The sequence below is a fragment of the Streptomyces sp. NPDC058697 genome, assembly GCF_042715345.1.
In the GTDB taxonomy this organism is placed as follows: Bacteria; Actinomycetota; Actinomycetes; order Streptomycetales; family Streptomycetaceae; genus Streptomyces; species Streptomyces liliifuscus.
In genome coordinates this window covers 915290-930940 of the sequence record NZ_JBHXSU010000001.1, presented here as the reverse complement: position 1 = coordinate 930940, position 15651 = coordinate 915290, and the positions used below count along the sequence as shown (strand labels likewise).

General features: G+C 70.5%; 17 protein-coding genes. 12 read left to right on the top strand and 5 right to left on the bottom strand.

What is annotated here, in order from left to right:
• The first annotated feature begins 13 nt into the window (after positions 1-13).
• The 3 genes from ACFWXQ_RS03955 to ACFWXQ_RS03945 are packed head-to-tail and all read left to right on the top strand — an operon-like array spanning position 14 to position 2062.
• Positions 14-226, top strand: coding sequence for an MbtH family protein (locus ACFWXQ_RS03955; protein WP_383946522.1), 213 nt, complete (start codon positions 14-16; stop codon positions 224-226).
• Between the two features lie 31 nt (positions 227-257).
• Positions 258-1832: an amidohydrolase gene (locus tag ACFWXQ_RS03950; protein ID WP_383946519.1), complete on the top strand. Its 1575-nt coding sequence runs from the start codon at positions 258-260 to the stop codon at positions 1830-1832.
• Positions 1829-2062, top strand: a complete 234-nt coding sequence (locus tag ACFWXQ_RS03945) for a hypothetical protein (protein WP_383946516.1) — start codon at positions 1829-1831, stop codon at positions 2060-2062. Before ACFWXQ_RS03950 ends, ACFWXQ_RS03945 begins: the two co-directional genes overlap by 4 nt.
• A 70-nt stretch (positions 2063-2132) precedes the next feature.
• Here the strand turns inward: ACFWXQ_RS03945 and ACFWXQ_RS03940 are convergent, their stop codons facing one another.
• Positions 2133-2792 carry an isochorismatase family protein gene (locus ACFWXQ_RS03940; RefSeq protein WP_383946513.1) on the bottom strand — a complete coding sequence of 220 codons (660 nt, stop codon included), beginning with the start codon at positions 2790-2792 and terminating at the stop codon, positions 2133-2135.
• Between the two features lie 136 nt (positions 2793-2928).
• On the opposite strand from ACFWXQ_RS03940, the gene ACFWXQ_RS03935 reads away from it, so the two are divergent.
• From ACFWXQ_RS03935 to ACFWXQ_RS03895, 9 genes are all read left to right on the top strand, one after another.
• Positions 2929-5013 carry a penicillin acylase family protein gene (locus tag ACFWXQ_RS03935; RefSeq protein ID WP_383946510.1) on the top strand — a complete coding sequence of 695 codons (2085 nt, stop codon included), beginning with the start codon at positions 2929-2931 and terminating at the stop codon, positions 5011-5013.
• A 126-nt stretch (positions 5014-5139) separates the two neighbouring features.
• Positions 5140-5685 (top strand): RNA polymerase sigma factor, encoded by a 546-nt coding sequence (locus tag ACFWXQ_RS03930; RefSeq protein ID WP_383946507.1) that lies wholly within the window; start codon positions 5140-5142, stop codon positions 5683-5685.
• An 88-nt stretch (positions 5686-5773) separates the two neighbouring features.
• Complete coding sequence (locus tag ACFWXQ_RS03925; protein WP_383946504.1) at positions 5774-6424, top strand: helix-turn-helix domain-containing protein; 651 nt, start codon at positions 5774-5776, stop codon at positions 6422-6424.
• A gap of 47 nt (positions 6425-6471) precedes the next feature.
• A complete protein-coding gene (locus tag ACFWXQ_RS03920) occupies positions 6472-7812 on the top strand; it encodes a M24 family metallopeptidase (protein WP_383946501.1) in 1341 nt (446 codons plus the stop codon).
• Entirely contained in the window at positions 7809-8804 is a 996-nt protein-coding gene (locus ACFWXQ_RS03915; protein WP_383946498.1) for a thiamine pyrophosphate-dependent dehydrogenase E1 component subunit alpha, read from the top strand. Before ACFWXQ_RS03920 ends, ACFWXQ_RS03915 begins: the two co-directional genes overlap by 4 nt.
• The gene (locus tag ACFWXQ_RS03910) at positions 8792-9772 is read left to right on the top strand and encodes an alpha-ketoacid dehydrogenase subunit beta (protein ID WP_383946495.1); all 981 of its coding nucleotides are present in this window, start codon (positions 8792-8794) and stop codon (positions 9770-9772) included. Before ACFWXQ_RS03915 ends, ACFWXQ_RS03910 begins: the two co-directional genes overlap by 13 nt.
• A gap of 37 nt (positions 9773-9809) precedes the next feature.
• Positions 9810-11168 carry an amidohydrolase family protein gene (locus ACFWXQ_RS03905; protein ID WP_383946492.1) on the top strand — a complete coding sequence of 453 codons (1359 nt, stop codon included), beginning with the start codon at positions 9810-9812 and terminating at the stop codon, positions 11166-11168.
• Positions 11165-12076 carry a cupin domain-containing protein gene (locus tag ACFWXQ_RS03900; RefSeq protein WP_383946489.1) on the top strand — a complete coding sequence of 304 codons (912 nt, stop codon included), beginning with the start codon at positions 11165-11167 and terminating at the stop codon, positions 12074-12076. The genes ACFWXQ_RS03905 and ACFWXQ_RS03900 overlap by 4 nt, the downstream gene beginning before the upstream one ends.
• 25 nt (positions 12077-12101) lie before the next feature.
• Positions 12102-12791, top strand: coding sequence for an SDR family NAD(P)-dependent oxidoreductase (locus tag ACFWXQ_RS03895; protein WP_383946486.1), 690 nt, complete (start codon positions 12102-12104; stop codon positions 12789-12791).
• Between the two features lie 30 nt (positions 12792-12821).
• On the opposite strand, the gene ACFWXQ_RS03890 is transcribed toward ACFWXQ_RS03895, so the two are convergent.
• The 4 genes from ACFWXQ_RS03890 to ACFWXQ_RS03875 all read right to left on the bottom strand — a co-directional run bounded on the left by ACFWXQ_RS03890 (position 12822) and on the right by ACFWXQ_RS03875 (position 15633).
• Positions 12822-13637, bottom strand: coding sequence for an SAM-dependent methyltransferase (locus tag ACFWXQ_RS03890; protein ID WP_383946483.1), 816 nt, complete (start codon positions 13635-13637; stop codon positions 12822-12824).
• Between the two features lie 99 nt (positions 13638-13736).
• Positions 13737-14087 carry a DUF3140 domain-containing protein gene (locus tag ACFWXQ_RS03885; RefSeq protein WP_383946480.1) on the bottom strand — a complete coding sequence of 117 codons (351 nt, stop codon included), beginning with the start codon at positions 14085-14087 and terminating at the stop codon, positions 13737-13739.
• 90 nt (positions 14088-14177) lie between these two features.
• Positions 14178-14660 carry a Dps family protein gene (locus ACFWXQ_RS03880; RefSeq protein WP_383946477.1) on the bottom strand — a complete coding sequence of 161 codons (483 nt, stop codon included), beginning with the start codon at positions 14658-14660 and terminating at the stop codon, positions 14178-14180.
• 163 nt (positions 14661-14823) lie between these two features.
• Positions 14824-15633 carry an alpha/beta hydrolase gene (locus ACFWXQ_RS03875; RefSeq protein ID WP_383946474.1) on the bottom strand — a complete coding sequence of 270 codons (810 nt, stop codon included), beginning with the start codon at positions 15631-15633 and terminating at the stop codon, positions 14824-14826.
• Positions 15634-15651 lie beyond the last annotated feature (18 nt).

The following is a 15651-nucleotide window of genomic DNA, read 5'->3' as shown; positions in this document are numbered from 1 at the left end:
AGGGCCACCGAAGATGAGCACCAACCCTTTCGACGACACCGAAGGCCGCTTCCTGGTTCTGGTGAACGACGAGGGCCAGCACTCGCTCTGGCCGTCCTTCGCCGCGGTACCCGGGGGATGGACGGTCGCCTTCGACGAGAACACCCGAGAGGCGTGCCTGGACTTCATCGAGGCCAACTGGACCGATCTGCGCCCCCGATCCCTCGCGACGTCCAGGGACGCGTGACCCTGCCGACCACTCCGGGGGGACACCGCTGATGCTCTGCACCAGACTGACGAACGCCCGCTTCCTCACCATGGATCCGGACCACCCCGTCGCTCACGACCTGGGCATCTGGCGGGGCCGGATCGTGGGCCTGGACGAAGCGGTGACCTCCCTGCCGGCCCGCGAGGTGATCGACCTCCAGGGCGCCACCGTGCTGCCCGGGTTCATCGACAGCCATGTGCACCTGGCCTGGACCGGTTTCAAGGCGGGCACACCGAGCGTCGCCCCGTGCACCTCGGTCGAGGACGTCCTCGCCGCCGTGGCCGAAGCGGTGGCGCGTACGCCTGAAGGGGGCTGGGCCGACCTCGCGGGGTACGACCAGCGCGGCCTCGGACGCCATCTCACCGCCGCCGAACTGGACAAGGTCAGCGCCGGGCGAAAAGTGTTCATGATGCACGACTCCGGGCACGGCTGCATGGTCAACACGGCCGTCCTGGACCTGCTGCCCGCCGAACTCCCGCACGAGGAGGGCTTCCTGGCCGAGGGCGCCATGGGAGCCGCGCGGGCGCTTCGACTGCCGTACTCCCAGCAGGAGTTGGCCGACGCGATCGGGCTGGCCGCCCGGACCTGTCTTGCCGAGGGAGTGACGGCCTGTGCGGAGGCGGGCATCGGCGGTGTGCTGTTCGGCCACAGTCCGGTCGAGCTCGGCGCCTATCAACTCGCCCAGGAACAGGGCAAGTTGCCGATCAGGGTGCAGCTCATGGTGTCCGCGGACCGGCTGCGCCCCGTTACCGCGCACGCGAACGACGGCATTCCCCGCGCTCTCGACCTCGGGCTGCGCACCGGGTTCGGTGACGACCGGCTCTCCGTGGGCGCGCTGAAGATCTACACCGACGGCGGCATGATGGCCCGTACCGCCGCGCTGACCGGCCCGTACCAAGGGCTCGACCACACGGGCCAGTTGCAGGACGACCCCGAGACCCTCGCGGACACGATCGTCGACGGCCATCTCGCGGGCTGGCAGCTCGCCGTGCACGCCATCGGCGACCGGGCGGCCGATGTCGCCCTGGACGCACTGGAGCGGGCCCAGCGGATCCGGCCGCGCCCCGGCGCCCGGCACCGCATCGAGCACGCGGGCCTCATCCGGCCCGACCAGCTGGAGCGCTTCGCGCGGCTGGGCGTGACGGCCGTGATCCAGCCGAACTTCCTGCGCTACTTCGGCGACGACTACGCGGCGATCATGGGGGAGGCGCGGGCGCCCTGGCTGTACCGGGGGAGGGGTTTCCTGGAGCACGGGATCACGCTCGTGGGCAGCTCCGACCGGCCCGTCGCGGACGGATCGCCGCTCAGGGCCGTGCAGTTCATGGTCGAGCGCGCGTCGGAGTCGGGTCAGGTCATCGGCCCGGACGAGGGCATCACGGTCGACGAGGCCCTGCACGCGTACACCGTGGCCGGCGCCTTCGCCTGCCACTGGGAGGACAGTGCGGGAAGTCTGACCCCGGGGAAACGCGCAGACCTGGCCGTCCTGGGCGACGACCCAAGGAGTGTCGACGTCTCGCGCATCGGCGACATCGAGGTGGCCGCGACGTACGTCGACGGCCGTGAGACCGAGGAGGCCGCGTCGTGAGCACGCGGACGGACAACGACAACGCCCGGTACGCACACCTGTGGCAGGGGTCGCCTTATCCGCACCGGTGGGTGCTCTGGGACACCGCCGGCGACATCCTGGTGTTCGACCGGGACGCCAACGGCCTGGTGGACATCGACGACGAGGGTGTCCGGCACGAGGTGGTGCGCAGGATGCGGGCGGCGGGCGTACCGGAGAGTGACGACTATCCGGGTCGCCCCTGCTCGTGAACGACCCGCTTCGGCGAAGGCGGCGAAGGCGAAGGCGGGGAGGGCAAGACCAAGGGCAAGGGCGAGTGCATCACATGCTCTGTGCCGCCCTGCCGTGCAGGAGCTGGCGGATCAGCTGGTCGGTGGTGCACACGACGCTGGTGCGCCCGATCCAGCGCAGCGCCATGGAGTGGTCCTCGGCGGAGAAGTCGGCCACCGCGTCGGCCACGACGAACGGCTGGATGTCGTTCATGAAGGCGTCGGCGGCCGTCAGCAATATGCCGAGATGCGCCCGTACCCCGCAGAGGATCAGCTGGTCACGCCCCTCGGAGCGCAGCAGCCGGCCCAGATGACTGCGGAGGAAGGCGTTGTGGCGGACGTTGACCAGCACGTGTTCCCCCACCCTGGGCGTGAGTTCCGCGACGATCGCCGCGTCGTCGCCGGGCTCCTGACCGATGCCGGGGCCCCAGATGTCGGTCATCAGCCCTCGCTGGCCCGGGCGTTGGGCGGCCGGCTCGGCGCTGAACACCACCGGCATGCCGAGCGTCCCCGCGAGTTCGCGCAGGGTGGCGCTGTTGTCGAGCAACTCCACGACGGGCGGGCAGTCCGGCGGGAAGGCCTGGACGAAGTGGTTCTGCATGTCGTGGATCAACAGCGCGGCCCGTGCCGGATCGATCGTCCAGGGCGGGCCCGACGGGGGCACCGCGGAACGGTCGGGCATGGGATAGGAGTTGATGACCGGCAAGCCCATGGGCGGACTCCTCCCTGATGGCGTGTGCGCCGAGTCCGATTGAGGGAAGTTAGCTTAGCCTAAGCTAACTTGATGAGTGGTGGATCGTCAGGTGGCCGGTTCGGTCGAGTTACCAGGAGTTCGAGGAGCGAGGATCATGGCGAGCAGTACGTACCGGGACGCCTGGGGCATCCCGCATCTCCGGGCCTCCGATCCGTTGCGACTGGCCTTCGCCCAGGGGCGGAACGCGGCGCGCGACCGGGCCTGGCAGATCGAGACCGAAAGGCATCGCTCGCAGGGCACCACGGCCTCCTTCCTCGGGGCGGGCGCCGTCCCCTGGGACCGTTTCGTCCGCCGGGCCCGGCTCGACGACACGGCCCGGCGCTGCTTCGAGACGCTGGAGGAGGAGACGGCGGCCTGGGTGTCGGCGTACGTGGACGGGGTGAACGCCGGCCTTGAGCGGGGAGCGGCCGACGCGCCGGAGTTCGCGGCCGTGGGACTGGCCCCGGGAACCTGGCAGAAGTGGACGCCTCTCGGCGTCTGGCTCGCCCATCACATCCTCTTCGCCGGCTTCCCGACCAAGCTGTGGCGCGAGGAGGTCGCACGCCGGCTCGGCGACGAGGCCCTCGAACTCTTCGCCGCGGACGGTCCGGCCACCTCGGGTTCCAACGGCTGGCTGGTCGCGGGCGACCGCACCGCGTCCGGGTCCGCGCTCATCGCCGGCGACCCCCACCGCTTCATCCAGGACCCGGGCTTCTACCAGCAGATCCACCTCTCGTGCCCGGAGTACGACGTCGTCGGCTTCGCCGTTCCCGGGGTGCCCGGCATCGCGCACTTCGGCCACACCGGGACCGTGGCCTGGGCCATCACCAACGCCATGTCCGACTACCACGACCTCTACCGGGAGCGGCTGCGCACAGCGGGCGACGGCGTCGAGGCGCTGGGGCCCGAGGGGTGGCGGCCGGCCGCCCGGCACCGGGAGACCATCCGCGTCGCGGGCGGCGACCCGGTCGAGATCGACGTGATCGAGACGGAGCGCGGGCCGGTCGTCATCGACGGACCCGCCGAGGGCGCCGAGGATGGCTCGGCATCCACCGCGCTCTCCGAAGGCATCAGTCTCCGCTACCCGCCCCGCGTCACTGAGGACCTGGGGTTCGACGTGCTCCCGGCCCTCCTCCGGGCCCGTACGGTCGCGGACGTGGACCGGGCGCTCGACCGCTGGATCGAGCCCGTGAACGTCGTGCACGCCGCGGACACGTCCGGCGGGCTGCTGCACCGGGTTGCCGGATACGTGCCCGTACGGCATCGGGAGAACGGGCTGCGGGTCGTGCCCGCCTGGCGGAGCGGGCACGAGTGGCAGGGCCGTCATGGCACACCGCGCGCCGAGGTCGACGGCATCGCGGTGATGGCCAACGAGCGTGGGCTCGCCGCACCGTTGGGCACGGAGTTCGCCCCGCACCACCGCGCCGACCGCATCGGCGGTCTGCTGCGGGCGTCACGGCAGTGGGAGCCCCACGACATGGCGGCGATCCACATGGACACCCGACTCGGGTCCGCCGCACCCCTGTTGGAGCGAGTGGCGCGGCTCGACGGACTCGGCCCCGAGGCGGAGCGGCTGAGGGCGCGGCTGCTGGCCTGGAACCGGCACATGGACGCCGACAGCACGGCCGCCGCGGACTTCGCGCGGTTGCGCTCCGCGGTCGTGCAACGGGTCGCTGCGGCACCGGAGTTGAAGAGTCTCGCCGTGCCGCCCCTGCCGTATCCCATGGTGTTCGAACCATGGCTGAACCTCACCGCGAAGGTCGCATCCGCGCTGGAGAACCTGCTGGCCACCGAGCTGCTCCCGGGACTCGACAGCGCGGCGGTCGTCCGGGCGGCTCTGGAGGAGACGGCACAGCCGGAGCCCGTCACCTGGGGCGAACTGCACAGGCTCGCCCCCTCCCGGATCCTCCCCGCCGCCGAGGGCGAGGAGTGGCCCGGCCTCGGCGGGGACCACGACTGCGTGCTGGCCACGTCGAGCACGCCCGGCCTGACCGATCTCAGCTCCCGAGGACCGTCCGCCCGGTACGTCTGGGACCTCGCCCGCCGCGAGAACAGCCTCTGGGTCGTACCGCTGGGCGCACGCGGCATCCCCGGAGACCCGCACGGGCGCGACCAGCTTCCGCTGTGGCTGAACGGTCAACTCGCCCCCGTCATCACCGATTTCGCGCTCCTCCTCGAAGAACCGGAGCACGGTTCCTGACGCGTCGGAATGTGATCGTCCGTTCTTCATTCGGATGAATGAAAGACGAAGCGCCCTGGTTTTTCGCTCTCCCCGCTCGGACAGATCGGGGTCATGGTTCACAGGAATTGGGCGGAGACTTCAGGCGTGTCCGGGATCGCCGCCCCGGAACTCCACGAATCCCAGGAGGAGTTGCGAAGAGCGCTGTCCTGGGAGGTGATCGCCGGCCACCGTGAGCGGCTGATGAGACTTGTCCGCCGGCGGTTACCGAACGCGCAGGACGCGGAGGACTGCGTACAGGAGGCGATGCTCAGGGCAGCCGCCTGCGGCGAGCTGGACCGGGAGCGGATCGGTACCTTTCTGACCTCGGTGGCGCTGCGCCTCTGTGTCGACAACCGCCGCGAACAGGAGCGCAGCAGACGGCCGTTGCCCCACACCGCCGATGTCCGTACGCCCGAGACCCCGGACGAGGGCGTGTGCGACAGGGACTTCGGGCGCTGGCTGCTCCGCCAGGTGGACCTCCTGCGAGGCCGCGAGCGGCAGGTCGTGCTCGCTCGCGCCCATGGAATCTCCACTCTGGAATTCGCCCGCATCCACCAGATCTCGGTCAAGGCCGCCGAGGGCGCGTTCACCCGCGGTCGTGCGCGACTTCGGCTGATCTGCGCCAGGTCCATGGACGGTGTCGTGGCGTAGTCGGCGTACGCCGTTTTCGAGCAACCCTCCCGATTCCTCCGGCCAAGCAGTTCAATGAGCATGAACGCATCTGTGAGAGGAGCGGTCCGTGTCCCCTGTGGTCGTGCCGCCCGTCGGCGCGCGTATCCGGCAGGCGCGTATGGCGCGGGGGATGAGCCTGCGCGGCCTCGCGCGGGAGATCGGGGTCTCCGCGAGCCTGATCTCCCAGATCGAGACCGGCAAGAGCCAGCCCTCGGTGAGCACCCTGTACGCGATCACCACCGCCCTCTCCATCCCGGTCGAGTCGCTCTTCGACGCGGAGGGGGAGACGGCCCGAACCCCGGCGGCCGCGGCCGTGGGTGCGCCGCCCGATACCGTGCTGCACGCCCTCGCCGCCTTCGCCGCCGACCCCGGCCGCAGGATCGGACCGCTGGTCGGAAGCGGTGAGCGGGAGGTCCTCGAACTCGATTCGGGAGTGATCTGGGAACGTCTCGGCCATGTTCCGGGAGCGGACGTCGACTTCCTGCGCGTGACCTACCGGCCCGGGGGCACCTCCTCCAGCGCGGACGGCCTGATGCGGCACCCCGGGACGGAGTACGGCTATCTGACCTCCGGTGAACTCCTCCTCACACTTGGCTTCGAGGAGCATGTGATCCGGCCCGGCGACGCCGTCTGCTTCGAGTCGACGACCCCGCACCGCTACCGCAACGACGGCAGTGAACCCGCTGTCGGCGTCTGGTTCGTGTTCAGTATGGGTTGACACTTTCCCCGGACGGTCGTTCACTCCGGATGAGGGTGGTGGTCGCCATGGCAATCCGTACATTCGGACCGAACGCCGTCGACTGGGAACAGCGCATCGACCTCGACCGGCTGCGCGGGCAGCGGCTGGCCCGGCTCCACGAGGCACTGAACCGCTCCGAGCTGGGAGCGCTCCTCAGCTTCGACTTCGCCAACATCCGCTACATGTCGTCCACCCACATCGGCACCTGGGCGATGGACAAACTGATCCGCTTCGCGCTGCTCGTCCGCGGCGGCGAACCGATCGTCTGGGACTTCGGCTCGGCCGCCCGCCACCACCAGCTCTACAACCCCTGGCTCGACTACGGCGACGGCAAGGAGGGCAGCCCGCCCACCGGCGCCCGCGCGGGCATCTCCACCCTCCGCGGCGCCTTCCACCCGGACGCCGGCATCGGCGCGGACGTCGCGGCGAAAGTGGCCGCCGAACTGCGCGAACACGGCCTGGCGGGCGAGCCGTTGGGTGTCGACCTCGCCGAGATGCCCGTACTGCACGCCCTCAAGGACGAAGGCATCGATGTCGTCGACGGCCAGCAGGTCTTCCTGGAGGCCCGCCGCGTCAAGACACCCGACGAGATCTCCCTGCTCACTCAGGCCTGCTCGATGGTCGACGCGGCCTACGAGGAGCTCTACGCCCACCTGCGTCCCGGCATCCGCGAGAACGAGTGCGTCGGACTCGTCAGCAAGGTCCTCTACGACCTCGGCAGCGAGTACGTCGAAGGCGTCAACGCCATCTCGGGCGAGCGCTGTTCACCGCATCCGCACGTCTACAGCGACCGGCTGATCCGCCCCGGAGACCCAGCCTTCTTCGACATCCTGCACAGCCACCTCGGCTACCGCACCTGCTACTACCGCACGTTCGCCGTCGGCAGCGCCTCGCCCGTCCAGCGCGACGCGTACATCCGCTGCCGCGCCTACATGGACGAGGCCATCGCACTGGTCCGGCCCGGCGCCACGACCGCCGACATCGTCCAGGTCTGGCCGCGCGCCGAGGAGTTCGGCTTCCCGGACGAGACGGCCGCCTTCGCGCTGCAGTACGGGCACGGGGTGGGCCTGTCCATCTGGGAGAAGCCGATCTTCAGCCGCCTCGTCTCGCTCGACCATCCCGAAGTCCTCGAAGAGGGCATGGTGTTCGCCCTGGAGACCTACTGGCCGGCGGCGGACGGCTGGTCGGCGGCGCGCATCGAGGAGGAACTCGTCGTCACGGCCGACGGGTGCGAGGTGATCACCAAGTTCCCCGCCGAGGAACTCCTCGTCGCCGGCCGCAAGTACTGGACCGTCGGCGGCGAACTCAACACCCGGCGCGAGTCCCAGTCGCACCTCAACACCCGCGAGGGCAGGGGGGAACGATGAGGCACGCCCCTCACCTGGACGCGTCCCAACTCCTCGCGCTGTACGAGCAGATGGCCGTCATCCGGCGTACGGAGAAGGCCGCCCACGACCTGTTCATGTCCGGCCTCGTCAAGGGAACCACCCACCTCGCCTCCGGACACGAGGCCATCGCCGTCGGCGCGAGCGCGGCCCTGCGCGAGGACGACTACGTCTTCGCCACCTACCGCGGTCACCACCACGCCCTGGCCCGCGGCGCGACCCCCGAGGAGTGTCTCGCCGAACTCATGAGCCGCGCCACCGGACTGTGCGGGGCCAAGGGCGGCTCGATGCACCTGACCAAGGCATCGCGGAACATGCTCGGTTCGTACGCGATCGTCGGCGCCCATCTCCCGATGGCGGTCGGCGCCGCCTGGTCGGCCCGGCTGCGCGGCACCGAACAGATCGCCGTGGCCTTCTTCGGTGACGGCGCCACCAACATCGGCGCGTTCCACGAGGCGCTCAACCTGGCCGCCGTGTGGAAACTGCCCGTGCTGTTCGTCTGCGAGAACAACCTCTACATGGAGTACACCCCGATCGCCGACGTGACCGCGGTGGCCAACCCCGCGGCCGACCGGGCGCCCGCGTACGGCATCCCCGGAGAGATCGTCGACGGTAATGACGTGGTCGCCGTCCAGGAGGCGGTGACCCGCCTCGCGGGCCGGGCCCGGGCAGGAGACGGGCCCAGCCTGCTGGAGGCGCAGACCTACCGGCACTTCGGCCACAGCCGCGCCGACCCGGCGACGTACCGCCCGGCGGAGGAGGTCGAGCGCTGGCTCAAGCACGACCCGCTGGACGTGGCACGCGGCCGCCTCGCCGAACTCGGGGTGCCCGCCGAGACGGTTACCGAGGCCGACGAGCGCGCAACCGGCCTCGTACAGACGGCAGTCGAGGCGGCCAAAAACGCGCCCGCGCCCGATCCACGGGAGGCGCTGACCGATGTGTGGGCCGACGGAGGGGCGGCGTGGCGGACGTGATCACCTATCGGCAGGCGGTCGCCGAGGGCATCGCGCGGGAGATGCGCCGCGATCCGACCGTGGTGTGCCTGGGTGAGGACATCGGAGCGGCGGGCGGGGTGTTCAAAACGACCGCCGGACTGTATGAGGAGTTCGGGTCGGGGCGGGTGTGGGACACGCCGATCTCCGAACAGGCCATCGTCGGGGCCGCGATGGGCGCCGCGATGACCGGGATGCGGCCCGTCGCCGAGATCATGTTCTCCGACTTCCTTGCCTGTTGCTGGGACTACCTCGCCAACGAGATACCCAAGGTGCGGTACATGACGGGCGGTCAGGTCACCGTCCCGCTCGTGGTGCGGACGGCCAACGGCGGCGGCCTCGGCTTCGGGGCGCAGCACTCGCAGGCCACCGAGAACTGGGCGCTGACCGTCCCAGGGCTGAAGATCGCGGCACCTGCCACACCCGCCGACGTGGTCGGCATGATGGCCGCCGCCATCCGCAGCGACGACCCCGTGGTCTTCTTCGAACACAAGGGACTCCTCGCGGCCAAGGGAGCGCCCGCGCCGCCGGACCACGTCGTCGAGCTGGGGCGTGCGGCCGTCGTGCGCGAGGGGGCCGACATCACGCTCGTGGCCCTCGCCTCGATGGTCCCGGTCGCGCTCACCGCCGCCGAACGGCTGGCCGAGGAGGGCATCGAGGCGGAGGTGATCGACCTGCGCTGTCTGGTACCGCTCGACACCCGGACCGTGCTCGGTTCCCTCGCGAGGACCTCGCGGCTCGTGACCGTCGAGGAGAACCCGTACCAGGGCGGCTGGGGCGGCACGCTCGTGTCGGTCGTCGCCGACGAGGGATTCGGCCTCCTCGACGCGCCCGTGCGCCGGGTCGCGGCCGAATGCGTGCCCCTGCCCTTCGCGGACGCGCTCGAAGAGCAGGTGATCCCCACCGTCGACAAGGTCGTGACCAAGGTCCGCGACCTCACCGCGTACTGAACTCGGCAAGTCGGCAAGGAGAGAGGCGAGTAGGGCGATGACGAATCGGATGCTCCTGCGCTCGGGCCACGTGATCTCGATGGACCCCGACATCGGGGACCTGCCCGGCGGTGACGTCCTCATCGAGGACGGAAAGATCGTGGCGGTAGACCGCGACATCAGCGCGGACGCCGAGGTGCTCGACATGACGGGCCGCATCGTCGTGCCCGGCTTCGTCGACACCCACCGCCACACCTGGGAGGCGCCCATCCGCGGCTGCGCGCCCAACGCCACCCTCGACGACTACTTTGTGGAGGTCCTCGACACCTTCGCACCCGTCTACACAGCCGAGGACGTGTACGCGGGCAACCTGGCGGGCTCGCTGGAGTGTCTGAACGCGGGCATCACCACCCTCGTCGACTGGTCCCACATCAACAACACGCCTGAGCATCCGGACGCCGCGGTCCAGGCACTCGGCGAGACCGGCATCCGCGCCCAGTACGCGTACGGCAGCGCCAACACCTCACTCGCCGACTACTGGTACGAGAGCAAGATCGCGATCCCCGGGGACGACGTACGAAGGGTGAGGGAGCGTCACTTCGCCTCGGACGACGGGCTGTTGACCATGGGCCTCGCCACCCGGGGCCCCGGCTTCTGCATCAACGACGTCGTCGAGGCCGAGTGGCGCCTCGCCCGCGAACTGGGCATCCCCATCACCGTGCACGTCGGCATGGGCCGGCTCGCCGGCCGCTTCGGAATGGTCAAGCACCTGCACGAGCTCGGGCTGCTCGGCTCCGACACCACCTATGTGCACTGCTGCTACTTCAGCGAGGAGGAGTGGCGGATGGTCGCCGACAGTGGCGGCACGGTCTCCATCGCGCCCCAGGTGGAACTGCAGATGGGGCACGGCCGGCCGCCCGTGATGAAGGCCATCGAGCACGGACTGCGGCCCTCCCTGAGCATCGACGTGGTCACCACCGTGCCCGGCGACATGTTCACCCAGATCCGCGCGGCCTTCGGCGCCGAGCGGGCACGGGTGAACGCCGAGTGCTGGCAGGCCGACATCCCCGTACCCGAAACGATGTTGACGGCACGTCAGATGCTGGAGATCGCGACGGTCAACGGCGCGCATGTCGCGGGACTTGAGCACCGCACCGGTTCACTGACCCCCGGCAAGCGCGCCGACGTCGTCGCGATCGACGCGACCGCGCTCAACGTCGCGCCGCTCATCGACCCGGTGGCCGCCGTGACGCTGAGCGCGGACGTGTCCAACGTCGAGACCGTCATCGTCGACGGGGTCGTCCGCAAGCGCGACGGCAGGCTGCTGGCCGACGTCGGGCGGGCACAGCGACTGGTCGAGGAGTCCCGCGACCGCCTCGCGGCAGCGGCCGAGGCACGCGGGAAGCAGCAGGCATGACGCACCACGTGATCCGGTGGGCGGCGGACGCCACGTTCGCCGCCCCGCCCCAACTGCCGTACGGCAGCAGGGGGTTCACGCGGCGGACCGTGGTCGGCGAGGAGGACGGCTCCGTGCACACGGGCTTCGGCGTGTGCGAACTGGCGCCGGACGGGGCGATCGGGGCCCACGTCCACTCGTACGAGGAGTCCTTCCACCTGCTCTCCGGGACAGTGGTCCTCGATACGCCCGAGGGCTCGCACCTCCTCGAAGAGGGCGACTACGGGCTGCTGCCGACGGGCGTGCCGCACGCCTGGCGCGGGGCCGGGGACACCGCCGCACGCTGGGCGGACATGCTCGCACCGGTGCCGAGGGCGCGCTACGGACACGACACCCGGGCGGTGCCCGCACTGCCGGACCGGGAGTCGTTCCGCGAGCCGGTCCGGATCGACGTCCGCGACCCGCGCACGCGCTCGTTCGGCCACTTCGAGGCCGCCCAGATGGACCCCGGCAAGCAGTCCCAGGACCTCCTCGCCGTGTCGGCCAGCATGCGCACCGCGCTGCTCGTCTACAGCGGGATCACCGTGAAGATGATGGTGGACGCCGACCTGGGCGCGGTGGCCTCGACGATGTTCATGGTGCAGTACGCGGCCGACGGCGTCGCGGGCGCGCACGACCACCCCTTCGAGGAGACGTACCTGATCGTCGAGGGAACCGTGGACGCCGCCTTCGACGGCGAGCAGTACCGGCTCGGCGTGGGCGACGCCGCCTGGGCGGGGGCCGGTTGCGTGCACAGCTTCACCAACGCCGGTACGGGACCGGTGCGTTGGCTGGAGACACAGGCACCACAGCCACCGTCGCGCCACTCCTACCGGTTCGCCCGCGACTGGGACTACCTGCGCGACGCGCTGGGGGAGAAGAAGCCATGAGCCGCGTCATGCCGGGGGAGCGTTCATGAGCAGTGTTGTCGTCATCGGCGGTACGGCCGGTATCGGCCGCGAGATCGCCCGCACCCGCGCGGAACGCGGTGACGAGGTCGTACTCACCGGCCGCGACGCCCACCGCGCCGACACGGCCGCCAAGGAGACCGGCGCGCGCGGACTGGCCCTGGACCTGTCCCGGCCCAGGGAGATCGCGACCGCGCTGGCCGACGTCGGCAGGGTGGATCACCTTGTCCTCGCCGGTATCTCCCGCGACCAGAACACCGTCACCGAGTACGACATCGACGCCGCGCTGCACCTCGTCACCCTCAAACTCGTCGGCTACACCGAGGTCGTCCACACCCTGCTGCCCCGGATGACCGAGCAGAGCGCCGTCGTGATCTTCGGCGGGCAGGCCAAGGAACGGCCCTACCCGGGCGCCACGACCGTCGCCACGGTGAACGCCGGCGTCACAGGCCTGGTGCGCACCCTCGCGAGCGAACTCGCCCCGATCCGGGTCAACGCCGTCCACCCGGGCATCGTCGGCGACAGCCCGTTCTGGGCGGGCAAGCCCCCGGAGGTGCTGGAGAACTACCGCGCCCAGACGCCCACGGGACGGCTCGCGCGTATGCGGGACGTCGTGGACGCGGTGGACTTTCTGCTGCGCAACGAGGCGGTCAACGGCGTCAACCTGAGCGTGGACGGAGGATGGTTGCTGCGCTGAGCGGGCGTGACCCCGGCACGGGGGAGTTCCTCAGGACGTCTTTAAACCCACACCCGCGTACAGCGGCACCGGTGCCTCGCCCCTGAGCCGCTCGCCCGCCGCGAGTTCCGGATGCCATTCCGGCAGGGGGACGACCCCGGGCTCGACCAGTTCGAGTCCCGTGAAGAAACGGGTCACTTCGGCGTGCGAACGGGCCACGAGCGTGACGCCGCCCGCCGCGTACGACCGCACCGCCCGGTCCATGTTCTCCGGGTCGTAGTCCCCGGTGATCATCGACAGCACGAGGCAACTCCCGGCGGGCAGCGCGTCGACCAGACTGCCCACCAGGTCGTACGCCCCGTCCTCGTCGGCGACGAAGTGCAGCAGCGCGACCAGCGACAGTGCGATGGGCCGGTCGAAGTCGAGGACGGCCCGGGCCTGTTCCAGGATCTTTCCGGTGTCGCGAGCATCCGCCTGGATGTACTCCGTCGCCCCCTCGGGAGTGCCGTGCAGCAGCGCCGCGGCATGGGCCAGCACGATGGGGTCGTTGTCGACGTACACGATCCGCGCGTCGGGCGCCGCGGCCTGCGCTATCTGGTGGAGGTTGGGCTCCGTCGGGATCCCCGCACCGATGTCGAGGAACTGACGGATGCCCGCCTCCTGGACCAGCCACCGCGTGGCGCGGTGCATGAACCAGCGGTTGTTGAGCGCGGAGTGCCTGGCGTGCGGCTCCAACGCCAGCATTTGAAGGCCCAGTTGCTCGTCGACCGGGTAGTTGTCCTTGCCGCCGATGAGCCAGTCGTACACCCGGGCGGGATGCGGCCTGCTCGTGTCGATCCGGTGCGCGGAAGGCTCTGTCCCCGGCATGCGGCGCTCCTCTGCTCATCGATGTGTGCGAGCAGTGTGCCACCGGTTACCGGATCTTCGAATGCCTTTCACGGGCCCTGCGAGGGGAAGTCCGCCGCTCTACGAGGGCGGTTTGAGCGGGTCGTGGCCCAATGCCATCAGCCGATGCCGGCGCCGCGTCTCCTCGGCCCCGGGGCCGGCCGGCGGTTCGCCCTCCGGGTCCGTCTCGGCGGTGACGGTGTCCACGACCTCGTACATCACGTCGAGGTCGTCGTCGGTGAGGTCGGTGCGGCGCTTCTGGAGGATGGCCAGCACATGCTCACCGGTGGGCGAACCCGCGTGCTCCGGCAGCGGTTCCGTCTCCTCGGAGGCGTCGCTCACCCGCAGCCACGCGGCCAGCTCCTGCGAGGTCATGTTCACCGCGCGGTGGAACTCGTCCCACAGCGCGTCGAGTTCGAGGGCGTCGGTCATGACGTATCCCTTTCTGTCGTGCGCTTGCCCCTGCCTGCGTGGCTGCTCGGCCTGCGGCGCTTCTCGCGGCGCCGCGCTTGCCCGCGGGCCTCAGGCGCGCCGCGGCCAGTCCTCGGCCTGGAACATCCAGCGGTGCTTCTCCAGCTCCGCCGTCAGACCGATCAGCAGGTCCTGGGTGACGGGGTCGGGCTCGGCCGTCGCGGTGATCCGCTCCCGCAGCAGTCCTATCGTGGTCTCCAACGCCTCGACGAGCACGCCGACGACCTCGGTGTCCTGGACCCAGCCCTCCTTCGGGCCCTGCGGGGTGGCCGTCGCCGCGACCGTCTCGGGCCGGCCGTCGGGCGGCACACCGAGCGTCGCCGCGCGCTCGGCCACGGTGTCGGCGTACGTACGGGCCGTGTCGACGACCTCGTCGAGCTGCAGATGGATCGAGCGGAACCGCGGGCCCACGATGTTCCAGTGGGCCTGCTTGCCGATGAGCGAGAGCCCGAGCAGATCCACCAGAGTGCCCTGCAGGGCCTCCCCGACGACCTGACGAGCAGACTCGGACAGGGTGCTCTTCACCACGGTCATGGTGCGATTCTCCTTGACGTTTGCGATGTCTGCGACGTTTGCGTTGCCGCTCGCCGCAACCACTCCATGAGGGGCCGGGTGCCCAGGGCGGATCAGCGAAAACACCCGATTCCGCGGCCGAGGGGCCCGTCGCACTCAGTAGGCGAGGACCCGGCCTCCGCCCTCAGCCGGCGAGGACCTGGTCCACGAAGGCGGTCACGTCCGAGAGGACCGTGTCCCTGTTCGTCTCGTTGAACACCTCGTGCTGAGCGCCCGCGTAGACACGCTCGGTCCAGTCGGCCCCGCGCAGCTCCTCGACGCCCGCGCGGCTGGCGGGCAGCGGCACGATCCGGTCGTCGTCCCCGTGCAGCCACAGCAGCGGCAGCGCACCCACGTCACCGCTCTTGGCGATGGTCTCCAGAGTGCGTACGAAGGCCTCCAGGGTGGGGCGCTTGAACGGCCCGTGCCAGACCAGCGGATCCGCCGCGTACGCCTCACCGACCGACGGGTCGCGCGAGAGCGTCGTCGGGTCGATGGGGATGTCGGGCAGCGGATCGAGCGCGAGCAGCTTGTGCAGCAGGTCCCAGCTGCCGATGACCGGCCCGGAGAGGACGAGCGCGGCCAGGCCGTCCCCGTACCGCTGGGCGTGTCGCGTGGCGATCAGGCCGCCCATGGAGTGACCGATCAGCACGACCGGCACATCCGAGTGGGCGGCCCGGGCCAGCCGCTCCACCGCGTGGACGTCGCTCACCACGTCCTCGAAGTCCTCGACCAGCACGCGCTCGCCCGCCGACCTCCCGTGCCCCATGTGGTCGGGGCCGAACACGGCCGCGCCGTGCCCGTGCAGCACGTCGGCCACGTACTCGTACCGGCCGATGTGCTCTCCGTAGCCGTGCACCAGCAACGCCACGTACCGCGGCCGCTCCCGTGGCCACTCGCGTGCGGTGATCGTGCCCCGGGTGCCCGTCAGAGTGTGCTCGCGGGAGTCGGCCATGGGTCCTCCATCGGCGTC